The organism is Stenotrophomonas sp. IS26 (assembly GCF_054188265.1).
In genome coordinates, this window is the sequence record NZ_JBSZJV010000009.1 from 14,076 (window position 1) to 26,751 (window position 12,676).

Below are 12,676 nucleotides of genomic sequence, written 5' to 3' on the forward strand. Positions count from 1 at the left end.
AGGTGGCCCGGCTTCTCAATAAGGTGAGCGGATGAACCTGTCGCCGTAGAGCACGGCAAACTGGCTCATCGCCTCCTTCCACCCGCGGCTGGTACCGCCCCACTTGGCAGTGATGTTACGTAAACCAAGCCAGATCAGCTTGGTGGCGGCCTCATCATTGGGAAGGTGACCTCTGGTCTTGATCACTTTGCGCAACTGCGCGTTGACGCTCTCGATGGCGTTGGTTGTGTAGATGACCTTGCGGATTCCAGGCGGAAACACGAAGAACGGAATTACCCTGTCCCACGCCCGTCTCCAAGGGGTAGTCACTGTCGGGTAGCGCACGCCGAAAGTCGCGGCTTCGAGCGCCGCCAGCGCACGTTCTGCAGCCTCGGCATTGACGGCCTGGTAGATCGGCCTGAGCGCTGCAGCAAGTGGCTTGCGGTCTTTCCAGCCCGCAAAATCCAGGCTGTTGGGATCAAATGCACGATGCAGGTTTGCAGGGTCGTGGCCGGGTACACCGCCGCCAGTGCCTCCGGCATTCCCTTAAGCCCATCGGTCACCGCGATCAGGACGTCTTCCAAGCCTCGGGTTTTGAGGTCGTTGAACACCTTCATCCAGAACTTGGCGCCTTCGGTGTTCTCAATCCAGATGCCCAGGATGTCCCGGGTGCCATCGGGCAGCACCCCCAATCGCCTTGTTGCGCACCAGGCCTTCGTCGCGGATCTTCACCCTTAGCGCGTCGAAGAACACCACTGGATACATCGGCTCCAACAGCCGCTGCTGCCAAAGGCCAACCTCTTCCAGAACCCCGTCGGTCACCGAGCTGATGAAGTCGGCAGAGACCTCGGTCCCGTATTGCTCGGCAAGGAATGCGCGAATGTCGCGCACGCTCATCCCGCGGGCATACATGGCAATGATCTTGTCGTCAAAGCCGGTGAAACGCCGCTCGTGCTTGGGAATCAGGATCGGCTGGAAGCTGCCGTCCCGGTCACGCGGGACGTCCAGCCGCAGCGGACAATCGCCGGTCAGCACGGTCTTGCTGCCCTTCCCGTTGCGCTGGTTGCCGGCCTCCGCCGGCCGCTCTGCACCCGTTGCGTAGCCCAGGTGATGGCCAAGCTCGGCGCCCAGCGCTCGCTCAATCAGGGCCTTCTTCAGCGCTGCGGAGATGTCCTCAATCTCCCCGGCACTCATCGTCCCTGTCGCCACAGCTCCTTGGGCAGGGTCGGCAGGTCACGCGGAGCTTGCCGGGGCATCTTCTTCTTGGTTGGCATACATGTTCCTTTTCAACATGTTATGCCCGAACACAAAATTCCTGACACTCCCAGTTCGCTCCGAACTGCAAGGGCACCTGCAGCCTGCACATCGTCGGTGCAAGGGCAAGCGTCAGTTTCCAGCGCTCTTTAGCAATACTTCCATGCCATACCGAGCGAGTCGCACACGCAGACAACAGCGATACCAGCCCTTCTACTCTCCCCATCGCCAGCCGGGCGGGGCGCCTTTCATCCAGCAGATGAGAACAAGGGCCAACACAATCGCCCAAGTGTAGAGCTGAAAGGCGATGGGCTCTCGAAATGGAGAGAACAGAAACGGACCCGCCAGTAGAAGCCCGAATGCGACTGTGTACACAAGCCAGCCCTGCCATGCGCAGGGCATCCCCCAGCCCCATCCGTACTTTTTCCTGGTGAACCAGTACTTCTTACTGATCATTCATGTTTTCCTTGATGGCCGCGGGTTTCATGCATCTGATCCAAGCAGGCTTTGAGCTGGTCGTAAAGCCGTCGGTCCAGAACCAAATCAGTGTCCCCTCTGGCTCTGACGAGAAGAGAGCTACGATCCGTGCGCAGCACGAAGACGTGGCGACCGCCGTGCATGCGGAACTTGCCAAGCTCAACGCCCCCTGTGCTGGTTCCAAGCCTCCGGTTAGGCAGCGTAATGTCTGAAGCATCGGTAGCGTCCTGCCACGACACACTGGAAAGCGGAAGCTGCAGTCGGACAAACGCTGCGGAAGCAATCAGCTGGCCATCTGTGACGGCCAGGTACGCTGTCCGTGCTTGGTACACGAGGCCAAAGGCGACGGCGACAACAACGGCAAGCGCAGAGCCCAGTGCGACATGTTTGGCTGGCGCTCTGCTCTGGCGGAGCACCAGCCATGCTGCGATCAGAGCCACGGCTGCTGCCATGCATATGCCGAGAGGAACCGCATAGGCATGAATCATAGATACGTCCAGCGTGGATCGGCACATCATCGGGCACTACTCCGCAGAGATTGATCGCATGCCGTAAATGTAGGTCGCCTCGACAATCGTCTCGAATGCATCTTCGTCATAGGTGACAAGGCCGACGTTTCGCATCGCGCGCAGGAACGAGCGGACCTCGTTCTTTATCACGAGCTTTGCATGCTCGTCGTAAAGGCCGGGTGCTCCCAAGATTGAAGCGGCACGATGTGCAACGTCGCAACTATCGCAAATGTCACCGTCCAGTCGACTTAGCTGACCGTTGAACACATGGTTGTATGCTGGCAGCTGATTGCCGGCAACAAGCACCTTATTCGCAACGGCAACCATGGTGAATGCGGCCACAGCGACGGTCACACCGACAACGGCGTCCACAGCCGCAATCACAATCACAGCCGCGCCAACAACTGCCTGGCCTGGGGCTGTCCGCAGAAGCTCCGCCACACTGGCAAGAGCCGCGAGGTCTGCTGTTGTAGGAGGCTTGTCAGTAGCCTTGATGAAAGCAAGTACAGTTTCGGCATCGGGATACTCGTCCCCAGCAAGGTCCATCACGCTGCGGATCATGTCTTTATTACTCTGGAGTGCCTGCTGCATCTTCATGGTGAGCACGTCCTCTTTTGGACGCGCCAACGAGCCAGATGCCTGGAGATAGCTCAACATTTGCGTATAGTCACCACGTTTGGCTGCATCCTGTACATCTCTGTCCGACAGGGCGACGAGCAGAGCCAGAGATGGCGCGTCCAGCGTTTCTTTGCTGGTGTCGAATCCAAGCGTGGAAAGATATCGGCTAGGGTTGGTGTTGAAGAGCGAGCGCTTCTTCTCGTCGGAAAACATATCGACCGCAGCTGCGCTCAACTTGGACCAGTGATCCCAGCCGGCAGCAGGCATGCCGCTACGCGAAAGCGGAAGAAGCATGCGTGTCGCATTGACATCTGTGCCGCCAGTGAGGCTTGTGGGTGTGCCAAATACCCGCGTGTCGGCTGCGGCAACCGCCGTCCCGGAAATTGATGCAACAGCACTGACTGCGAGAGTGGACTGGATGAACTTACGCCGCTTCATTTGAACGCTCCTTGTTGCCGGGAAAGGGTGTCTACTGCCTTGCCTAGTGCGTGGCGACTCATTACCTCTGGAATGAACGCCTCGTAACCCGATTCAAGTCTTGCGCGAACTTCACTATTTTTGTGGAGAACCGCGCAGTCATGGCACATGTGCACCGATCCTTTCAGCAGTTCATCGGCTTTCTCTTCACCCATCACGCGCCTGATGATCTCAGCGGGGCCGTCGACCTTGATCCAGTACTTGAGGAAATCGTCCGCTTGAGAAAGATAGGCGTTGCTGACACCATCATCGAGACGGCCAACTTTCATTTCTGGAATGTGCTCAAGTGTCAGTCCGCAGCAGGCAGCCACTTCCTTGTAGGGCGTGACCACGATGTTGTCATGGATCTGTTGGCACGGGGCCACGCGCAAATGCTGTGGAACCGCATTCTCGCGCTTGGCTTGATCGTTCTTGAACTCCATCCAGCTGTTTGACTGAAGTTGCAAACCCTTCTTCAGGAGCATCCGCACCGTCGGATCCTCGGCAAAGGTCGTCATTGTTCGGCCGTCTTCCGTGTCAGCCTCGACCGTCACGAGGACGCGAATCCCTGCAGTAAGGCCGGCTTCGGCAGCATTGACCACGGAAGAATGAGGCACCCACTCCTGGTGATCTTTGCCGGAGCTGATATTGAGCTCTTTCAATCCCGCGATAGAAAGCTTTTCCGCCCAGCGCTTCGCGGTGGACCGTGTCTTCGCCCAGGACCCATTCGATACCATTCGCGTGCCGAGCCCAAGCGACGTCGCTTCGGATATCACACTTATCAGATCATCTTTGAGAAGTGTAGCCTCGCCGCCCGTGAAGACGATGACGGATAGTGAGGGAAAAGAGCTCTTGGCATCGTGAAGTGCTGTGATCATCTCATCGCGACTGAGCCTTCCTCTAACTGTCGGGCTCGACTCAAAACAGCACTGGATGCATGCCGCCGTACAACGATAGGTTGTGATAAACGTCAGCGTCCTGGGCGATAGCACCTGGGTAGCGCATAAATCCATTTTTGCTTCTCCATGTTACTGGCAAGGGCCAATCCGGGCCGCCTGTGGACACCACGGCGGGTCCAAACAGCAGAACTACCATAAGAAATACTTCGGAAGATTGAAACCCCGAAAATCTTCGAACACATCTTTTCCCCGGTGAAACCCGGCGGACGTTCCACGCCCGACAGCGTTCTCACTGTTGCGCATTAAGCCAACGTGCGACATCGTTGATCAGTATCGGGTCCACGTGTCCTGATTGCATGTAGTCCTGGGCGGAGGCGGGGCCATCGCCCGCAATGCCGAGGTGGTTGAGTGCGGGGTACTCCTTTAATTCCACGTCCCGCTGCCCCTCCAGCGATTCGTTCCACATACGCCAGTCAGTAGCTGTTATCTGAAAGTCGCGGCCACCATGCAGCAGCAGTAACGGTTTTTGGAGCGTTCTCGCGTCGCTCCGCGCGTCCACCGATTCGATGCTCTTCCAAAAGGATTGGGGTACCCCCAAGGGGAGCTTGCTGGCCTCTATTTCCTGATCACTTAAAGCAGCCGCGATTTGTGTATCCAGCATGGCCAGCTGCTCTTCCTCCTTCGGCCCAAGCTGTCCTTCGATTTGAAGGAGGCGGCGGGTCTGTTCTGGAATAATCTGCAGCAAGCTCCGCGCGGGCGCGGCCCACAGGATTGCACCTCTTACGTCGTGTGATCGCTGGGCGATGCGCGGCGTTAGCATCGCGCCTTGACTATGGCCCAGTACAAAAAGGCGACTTCTATCTATGCGTCGATCAGCGCTCAATGCTGCGAGCGCGGCAACTGCATCGTCAGTGGTTTCATCATCAATGCTGAAGTCGCCACCTAGATCTTGAGGGCGTGCATAGCTTCGTTTGTCGTATCGAAGCACAGCGATTCCCTGCGCGGCAAGACCGCGCGCGATGTCCAAGAAAGGCCGATTTGGTCCAACGGTTTCGTCACGGTCCTGCGGTCCTGAGCCATGGACCAGCAGAATGGCGGGAAACGGACCTTCTCCGTTTGGCAGTGATAACGTGCCCGGAAGCGCGCCGCGCGCCTGTGGAACAACAAAATCGATGTCGTGGTAGCTGGCGTCGACCGGGGGCGGCGCGGCTCTTTCTGGCGCGGCGGGCTGCAGCATCAGCCCGGCGATTTTTTCCTGTTTGTCGACCACCACTTGTGCAACAAATCGACCATTGCTGAACTGCAATGGCATTAGCACCAGCTGCATGTCTTCATGAGAGCTGGTCACTGGCTGGCCGCGACTCTCCAGTGCTCCCAATGAACTCCACAATGTTCTGAGAGATTCCGCCGGCACCGCTTGGGCCAGTTGTGGAGTGAACATTGCTTCGGCTTCAGCGATGCGCTTAGCCTCGATGTGGTCGAGCAAGCGGGCGGCCACCTGCTCTGGCTCTGTAGCGAACGCTGAGTGAGCAAGCATCGTTAGTGACAACATCAACGTCCCAATGCGCTTCTTCATTGCTGTAGCTCCATCTTGAAGCTGCCCAACGGAGGCAGCTAGCAACGACGTGAGAGCGTTCACCGACCCCGTCCTAGCGAATTCGTCGGGGCAGGCCCGTGCATACGCGGTTCATCCTGAATGCCTCCATCATGGATGCATACGACTGAGAAGGTCAAGACACGTCCTTTGGAGGTGGCAGCGATCCTTGCCTTGTAACCGCTCGCACGCAGGTGCAGGCTTTCGCGTAACGTCAGATCCGTGAATTGACCAATTGCTCATCATGCGTTTGAGGAAACGTCTGACAGGGCGCAATTGGAGGATCGAGATGATGCGAAGCTTTGTGAACTTCGTCACGATACGTGACGCGCGTGAATCTCGGTAATGCTTCTTGGTTTCCGCACCTTTGCATTGCTTGGTCTTAGGACTTCAACGAGCGTACGGACGTCGCCGATCCTTGAGCTACTGTGATGGCTCAGATAACACATGCGGACTTGATCAGTTGTCAGGACTCACGGAAGATGCCGAGAGCCAACTTATCCTGCACGGTACGCTGCACTTCGTAGGTGGGGCAATTTCTCGAGGTGAGGCTCTAAGACAATAGTCACCTCAATCTGAGGGCGCGAGACGTCGTCTATAGAAAATTCACTCGGAATTTGGTGGGTATCGGCTTCGCTCGGCTGAGACAGTGCCCCATTGTCCAGATTGGCAAGGCCGCGAGAATGCACTCAGAAGTGGACTACGCGGATGTTTTCTGATTTGCGAGTTCAAATCTTCAAACGTCGCTTCGGGGGCGATCCCTATGTTGGTTGTCACTTTCAGCTCCTGGCCCAACGGTGCCTCTGGTGTTGAGACGTCCAGTCTGCAAAGTATGGTAGCTGCGTCGTGCGCCTTGGTTAGCTAGCCCTCGGGCGGCTTGGCATTACGACAGGTGCTTGTAGCGCACTTGCGCCGTTGCGCATACAAATGGACAGGAGCTCGGGGCGCTGGATAAGGCGTTGGATAATGCCTTGAAGAACTGACGGCGGGCGATGGGCAGTGATCCACGTTGTCCATTTGCGCAACCGCCAGAACCAACTACGGTATGGAAGGCCGAAGGGCAGCGGAGGCACGCCTTTCATGAGAATTCTCAAGTGACCATCGATGTTATCGACAGAGCTCCTAGAAGCGATTGCTTGGGAAGCGTTGAGTTCAAGTATGAGTATCGGGCGACTGCTGCAGAGGCGAAGCGCGCGTATCGCCTCGCATGAGGGCTCCTCATGACGGCTCCTAGTCATCGCCGCTGCCTTCACCTGTTGCGGAAGGGTATTGCAAGAGCAGTTGCGCAGGCCTGGAGCGTCCGCCTCTGGCCGGAAGCGGACATGGCGTCCGGCGCTAGCGTCTCGGAGGATGATGTCTGAGGACTTGTTCCAAGTGACGATGCCAGAGCCGCTCGAAGCTGGGCAGCATGTCCTTCGGATCGTCCAGCAGTGCGCCATAGAGCAACCCAGCCTGGGCCATGCGTCAAGAGTATTTTTTAACTGCCCACACAACGCGTTGGGATGAAGTTTTGAAAGTGAACTAATGATCCAATGCGTCTAATCCCAACGCGCCCCTTGCCTCCTTACTCCTGCAGCGAACCGAACGCACCGCGCTCATCCGCCGCCAAAGAGCACATCCCCATGAACGGAGACCAGTTTGCTGTGCCAGGCGGATCCAGCCGAAAATTCGGCCGTTGAAGCATGCGAATGGCCTCTTCAGCTATTCAATCGCAGGCCGATGAGGCAGCATGGGCCATGCGTCAGGAGCACTTGGCGCTTGCCTACACCACTAAACGGAATGAGATCCTTAAAGTGGGTTAGACCACTGGACCAAAGGGCACAAGATGAAACGGATTTTCGGGCTTGCCATCATTTCCATTTTGGGAGCTTGCGATCAGTCGGCCCCGCCGCCAACGCCTCCGGTTGCCCCGCCAGCGGTGCTTGAGCCTGCTCCTGTGCCCGAAGAAGAGCCAGCGGAGGAGCCAGCGCCCGAAGAGTCGGCTTCTGCTGACGTGTCCGACGTGGTCAAGGATCTGCGCCGGCAGATGAAAGACAATAAGGTACTGCATGACAAGTTGTGGGCGGCCGCAGTGGCAATCAACGACTACAACCATGTCGGTACGTACTACAACGAATACCACATACCCGAACACTCATGTTACGTGCTTGGGCGGCTGCTAAAGCAAGACAAATATATCGCTGGCACCGTGATGACGTACGACCCCGACTACGTCACCGCCACGACCGATAACGCTCAGGATCTGCGCGTAATTGCCGTTTCGTTGGGCAACTTTGAAAGTGTAGCGACCGGCATTATCGGCCAAGCTCACGACGAGCGCGTCATCGAATGGAACTTGGATTGCGTTGGGCAATTTGGTATTTCGAGCGATGCCGTAATCGCCCAAACAGGGCAGTCGTCGTTCTATGTAATTAGAGGCGAGGGCAGGGTTCTGCAAGTTTTAGGAGATATCGAGAAGGGCTTTGCGCAAAAAGTTATTGATGCAGTTGAAGCTAATCCGAAGGTCGAGCAGGTTGCATTGGGAAGTGGCGGCGGGTATGTGGTTGAAGCAATCGCGGCTGGCCGATACATTCGCAACAAGGGCTTGGAGACATCATTGTGGAACAACTGCTATTCCGCATGCCCATTGGTCTTCATGAGCGGTGTGGAGCGACTCAACTGGTCGCCATACGGAGACTTGGGCTTTCATCAAGTTGCAGATGAAAAAAGAAATGCTGTGCCGCTGGATCACCCAATATATCGTGCGATCTTCGACTACACGACTGAGATGGGTGTTGATCCAAGGTACGTTCTTCAGCGCATGTGGAGCTCACCACCAGATGGGATGACGATGGTTGAAGGGCGGGAAGATGAGTTGTGTGATGCGCGAATCATCACCTGGGTTCAGCGCGGTTGTTCTAAACCTAATAGATAACGTTCAAAAAAGGATTTGCCGTGTACGCTGTTCAACGCAATTGTATGGTCCTTGTCTTTTTGTTGCTGGCGCTCGTGCCCACAGCCAAGGGCTCTGATGAACCAGAGAACTCAGAGAATTGGGCCGTGACTTCGGCTTGGGTGAAGGAACTGCCGACCCTTGAACAGCAGATTGTGCTGGTGTCGTTGGGCTTGGGTATGTCAGCCCACGTCGATACGAAGCTAATCCCTGCTGTCAAAAGCAAGAGCGACATGCAATGGGTCTTGAAGGTCGCAGGTACGTCCAACGTCATGCTGTCGGGCTTGGCAACCCGTGCAGTTGAGGTGCGGGCGTTTTTTGACGACCGGTCCAAAGTCTATCTTGATGTCATGAACGGACGAATTGACGCTGATGTTTTTGAACAGGAAATGGCAAAGATTAACGTACGAATTGAGCAAGCGACCGCGCATATAACACCGCAAGAAATTGCCCAGGTGCGAAGCAAGTACCGCGTACGCTTGCAGGATACCGAAACCACGCTGATCGCCTATGCAAAGCTACGCGTACGGTGATGTTCAAAATTGTTGACGTTGAGGCATTGGTGTCACAAGCGAAGGCCTCTGGCGCATCCAGAATTGAGGTGGATGTGACGTTGCTTGCGACATACTCAGAAGAAGCATGCATTACGCAAACGCAGTGGATGGGAAGCCCGCACTGCAACAAGAACTACGCATGGCTGCACGTGGATGCTGAGGGCATTCCCTTCTACGCTGGATATGGCCGTGGCGCGCGTGCGTGGCAGAAGAACGGAGGTTATGCCTGGGAGTGGTTCGTCCGAGAGCAACTTGGTGGAGATTACCGTGTTGCTATATTGGCTGTCGGCATGACCGACGCCCACGCCCAAGCCATTTTTGAACAGATGCTTGAGATGTACAACACCAAGCTCCTCAATCAAAGCAGCTTTCATCGTGGTATGGACTACGCCGCACTTGAAGAAGAGCGCGCAAAGAAGGAGGCGATCCGTCCTTTCTATCGAATGGTCCGCCATAAGAAGCCCGCACGTCAGATCTTCGAAACGGCTCAGCAAGCTCTTGCGATGCAGTACGCGCTTGATCCCCATAGAACCGAGACTGGGCGCTTTGGCGAGGTACTCAAAGCAATGGACGCGTACACACCTCTTAGCCCCTCGTTTATCGCATACATCGTTGAGTGGTACGTAGGCCGGGGTGATATACCAGCGGCGAAAGCGGCTTTAGAGGGGTTTACATCCCGTGCTCCGCGACAAGCTCGCCATGAGAAAATCGTGCACCTTGCCGAAATTGTTGAACGCGGTAGCTTTGCCACACGGCCTAAGTGGCTTGATCCACCAAATGAAAAGGATGTCCAACAATGAAATGGCTTGTACTTGCCGCACTGGGAGCAGGGAGTCCCGATGCCGCCACGGTACCGCTGTCTCAGCCGTGCATCTTGGAGGTTGGCTCAACGGTTGGAACCCATGCAACGCGTGAACTGGCAAAGGTGCTCGGAGACGCTCCGGTGAAGGACGAATTCCTCAGCACCGATCAACACTCAGCGCAGATCGATGCGTTCGTTGCCTCCCTCCCCGCGCCTGCGAGGGAAGGGCAGTTGTGCGTGTCCCCAATCGCGGATCAAGCAATTTTTGACTACGACGCTGACAAGCAACTGCTATGGGTGAACGTGGAGGCAGCGTCCGGCACCCGTGCGTTCCGCTCATCTACTGGCAAAATAACCGTGCGTGATGTTGTGTCGGACGAATGGGACACCGTGCTTGCCGATAGAGTGCTGACAAACGCCCTAGGCGTCAGCGTCGATGGGATCAGTTCCACCAGCAAGACCGCGTCGGTTGGCTTCACCACGACCCAGATGGGCGCGTTCCATCAGCAGCTGCAATACCATCGTTTTAAGAGCGCATTCCCGTCCAAGGCGTTCTCCATGCCTATGGAGACCAGTGTTGCCCGTGAGGTGAAGCCCCACGCCGCGATTGTCTACCAGTACCGCTTACGAAGCCCCTTGGTGGCCAAGGGAACGGATGTCCACGCAGCAACTATGGACAGCCCGGTCAGTTTTGCTGTTGAGAAATCGGTTGTCCTCGCTGACCTTGTCGCTGTCGGCATAGTTGATGGGAGGACGGGTGAGGTCCTCGCCGTGATTCACACCGAGGAGAAAAAATGAGCCAGGCAGGATGGAAGAAAATTGACAGCGCTTTTCGTGAGGTCATCACGAGCGATGACGAGCAAGTCCGGGATCGCGTCGCTTCTGCGCTGCGCGAACAACAAACTGCAGAAGTGTCCAGGGACAGCCTATTGCGCAATGGAGACCTGATCTCCAAACACGTATGGATGACCATCGAAGCGCAAAAGTTGCTAAGCATGTGGGACCCATCAGCAGAGCTGCACCCGGTCAGAGATGAAGATCGTAGTGTCGTAGGTATGGTGGACTCTAAGACAGGAAACATTGTCGCGTTCACTGCAAAACTTTCTGACAGAGCTGATGTTGACGTGGGTTTGCTAAGTGGTCGATATGCTGTAATTTCATACGCGGATTTGATGGTTTGCGTCTTTGATAGTTTCGATGCATATCAAGCAAAGTGGGTGGAGACATTTGAAACTATTTCTCCCCCAGACGTTGACAATGATGCGGAAGAGACGGAAGACTTGATCAAGTCTCTACATGAAACATCAGCGGCTGGGGATATGGATGGAATGATGCGGGCAATCATGAGTCAAATTCCAATTGATGCCAATGAAAATTCCGGCGAAGTCCTGGGTTCACGTTTTGATCAACTCGCCCAATTCGCAAATCAGTACAAAGCACCCACCACAATCCGCGAAGCCAGACAACAAGCGGCGTCTATCTTCAGAAACAATTCGGATAATATTTTAGAGGGTGTCATAAAGGGCTTGTACCTGCGTGGAACGGATGATGTTGACGACAACAACCTTCGCCATTGTGCCATCGCCTCGCTTCTGATCGCCACTCGGCACTTGCATGAAATCGCCGGAGTGAATTTCAACGAAAGCAACCCATTTTCAAATCTGAAAGCCAACACGGGTGATGACAAGATTATACAAGCTTTCCATCTCGGAAAAAATTACATCTTCTTTGGTGAAGAGCCGTTGGTTGATGGCAATGCATTCCAGATTGTGGGCGATGTGGATTTCGATACGGCTTTTTACATCGATGTGCGCACACGACAAATTGTCGATGTTGCCGAGGAATTGCGGGAGCATTCCGTAGATCAGGAGGAATTGACCGCAACGCCCAATGAGCCTGAAGAATTGCGTGCAGTTACCCCTGTCAGTGATGTGGAAAGAAGGTTCCCGCACTTAGTAGAGCTGATTAACGGCCACGATCACGAACACCTAAAAATCGTTGCTCATAACATAAAAATTATGGCAGGTGCACCACGCGATCAACTTGAACAGTTTACCGATTTGGCTTTGAAGATGGCGTCGTTAGAATTTAAAGGTGAGGAATTAGCTACGGTCAACGCTTACATCCGCGTGAGATATGCGATGCGCGACAGTGGGTTTGAACGTTGGGTGACAACTCACAGTGGGGAAGCCATCGTTGGATTCAGCACACAAAGCGTTAATGCCAAGGGTTCCTGCATCATGCTCAATCATATGGGCGGAACGCCCGACCAATTCGTTGATCAGCAGGTCGCTTTGTTCGGAACAGACACTCTGTACTTCGTCAATGCGGATGGTATAAGCAAGTTTACTCGTACCATGTAACGGTGGTGGGTGTGCGTACGTCAATCCTGCGTGTAGTTCCACAAGCCTAAACAACGAAAAACCGGCTTTCGCCGGTTTTCTCATTTAAACCTGTTGATGACTTCCCTCGCAAGCTTCAATATGAGCCTTAGCTTGTCATTCGGTGTATTCATGATTAGCGCGATACCTAAAATTATTGCTGTATTAGTGTCCATAATTGTTCCTTAAATAGATTTATGGTGCATTTCTTCCTTGCTGCG

Annotated in this window: 10 protein-coding genes and 1 pseudogene; 6 read left to right on the top strand and 5 right to left on the bottom strand. The window is 55.1% G+C overall.

Annotation, left to right across the window (positions count from 1 at the left end):
• Positions 1-15: 15 nt before the first annotated feature.
• The 5 genes and pseudogenes from ACW6W5_RS09805 to ACW6W5_RS09825 form a co-directional block, all read right to left on the bottom strand.
• Positions 16-1,253 (bottom strand): annotated as a pseudogene (locus tag ACW6W5_RS09805) (IS256 family transposase).
• A 432-nt stretch (positions 1,254-1,685) separates the two neighbouring features.
• The gene (locus ACW6W5_RS09810) at positions 1,686-2,198 is read right to left on the bottom strand and encodes a hypothetical protein (RefSeq protein WP_193222856.1); all 513 of its coding nucleotides are present in this window, start codon (positions 2,196-2,198) and stop codon (positions 1,686-1,688) included.
• A 36-nt stretch (positions 2,199-2,234) separates the two neighbouring features.
• Entirely contained in the window at positions 2,235-3,275 is a 1,041-nt protein-coding gene (locus ACW6W5_RS09815) for a hypothetical protein (protein ID WP_152153972.1), read from the bottom strand.
• A complete protein-coding gene (locus ACW6W5_RS09820; protein ID WP_343199406.1) occupies positions 3,272-4,306 on the bottom strand; it encodes a radical SAM protein in 1,035 nt (344 codons plus the stop codon). The genes ACW6W5_RS09815 and ACW6W5_RS09820 overlap by 4 nt, the downstream gene beginning before the upstream one ends.
• A gap of 175 nt (positions 4,307-4,481) precedes the next feature.
• Positions 4,482-5,768, bottom strand: a complete 1,287-nt coding sequence (locus tag ACW6W5_RS09825) for an alpha/beta hydrolase (protein ID WP_226956696.1) — start codon at positions 5,766-5,768, stop codon at positions 4,482-4,484.
• Positions 5,769-7,474: 1,706 nt separating this feature from the next.
• Between ACW6W5_RS09825 and ACW6W5_RS09830 the strand changes: the two genes are divergently transcribed.
• The 6 genes from ACW6W5_RS09830 to ACW6W5_RS09855 are packed head-to-tail and all read left to right on the top strand — an operon-like array spanning position 7,475 to position 12,437.
• Positions 7,475-7,588: a DUF4113 domain-containing protein gene (locus ACW6W5_RS09830; protein ID WP_193222857.1), complete on the top strand. Its 114-nt coding sequence runs from the start codon at positions 7,475-7,477 to the stop codon at positions 7,586-7,588.
• A 23-nt stretch (positions 7,589-7,611) separates the two neighbouring features.
• On the top strand, positions 7,612-8,700 hold the full coding sequence (locus ACW6W5_RS09835) for a COG3904 family protein (RefSeq protein WP_152153978.1): 1,089 nt from the start codon (positions 7,612-7,614) through the stop codon (positions 8,698-8,700).
• Between the two features lie 20 nt (positions 8,701-8,720).
• Positions 8,721-9,251 (top strand): hypothetical protein, encoded by a 531-nt coding sequence (locus tag ACW6W5_RS09840; RefSeq protein ID WP_152153981.1) that lies wholly within the window; start codon positions 8,721-8,723, stop codon positions 9,249-9,251.
• Positions 9,251-10,072 (top strand): hypothetical protein, encoded by an 822-nt coding sequence (locus ACW6W5_RS09845; RefSeq protein ID WP_226956697.1) that lies wholly within the window; start codon positions 9,251-9,253, stop codon positions 10,070-10,072. Before ACW6W5_RS09840 ends, ACW6W5_RS09845 begins: the two co-directional genes overlap by 1 nt.
• Positions 10,069-10,872: a hypothetical protein gene (locus tag ACW6W5_RS09850; RefSeq protein WP_152153985.1), complete on the top strand. Its 804-nt coding sequence runs from the start codon at positions 10,069-10,071 to the stop codon at positions 10,870-10,872. Before ACW6W5_RS09845 ends, ACW6W5_RS09850 begins: the two co-directional genes overlap by 4 nt.
• A complete protein-coding gene (locus ACW6W5_RS09855; protein WP_152153987.1) occupies positions 10,869-12,437 on the top strand; it encodes a hypothetical protein in 1,569 nt (522 codons plus the stop codon). The genes ACW6W5_RS09850 and ACW6W5_RS09855 overlap by 4 nt, the downstream gene beginning before the upstream one ends.
• The last annotated feature ends 239 nt before the right edge of the window (positions 12,438-12,676 follow it).

Bases quoted from the DNA above. Each gene is read 5' to 3' on its own strand.
- ACW6W5_RS09850 (WP_152153985.1), top strand. From the start codon at position 10,069: ATGAAATGGCTTGTACTTGCCGCACTGGGAGCAGGGAGTCCCGATGCC.
- ACW6W5_RS09825 (WP_226956696.1), bottom strand. From the start codon at position 5,768: ATGAAGAAGCGCATTGGGACGTTGATGTTGTCACTAACGATGCTTGCT.
- ACW6W5_RS09835 (WP_152153978.1), top strand. From the start codon at position 7,612: ATGAAACGGATTTTCGGGCTTGCCATCATTTCCATTTTGGGAGCTTGC.
- ACW6W5_RS09830 (WP_193222857.1), top strand. From the start codon at position 7,475: ATGGCCTCTTCAGCTATTCAATCGCAGGCCGATGAGGCAGCATGGGCC.
- ACW6W5_RS09845 (WP_226956697.1), top strand. From the start codon at position 9,251: ATGTTCAAAATTGTTGACGTTGAGGCATTGGTGTCACAAGCGAAGGCC.
- ACW6W5_RS09810 (WP_193222856.1), bottom strand. From the start codon at position 2,198: ATGATTCATGCCTATGCGGTTCCTCTCGGCATATGCATGGCAGCAGCC.
- ACW6W5_RS09855 (WP_152153987.1), top strand. From the start codon at position 10,869: ATGAGCCAGGCAGGATGGAAGAAAATTGACAGCGCTTTTCGTGAGGTC.
- ACW6W5_RS09815 (WP_152153972.1), bottom strand. From the start codon at position 3,275: ATGAAGCGGCGTAAGTTCATCCAGTCCACTCTCGCAGTCAGTGCTGTT.
- ACW6W5_RS09820 (WP_343199406.1), bottom strand. From the start codon at position 4,306: ATGGATTTATGCGCTACCCAGGTGCTATCGCCCAGGACGCTGACGTTT.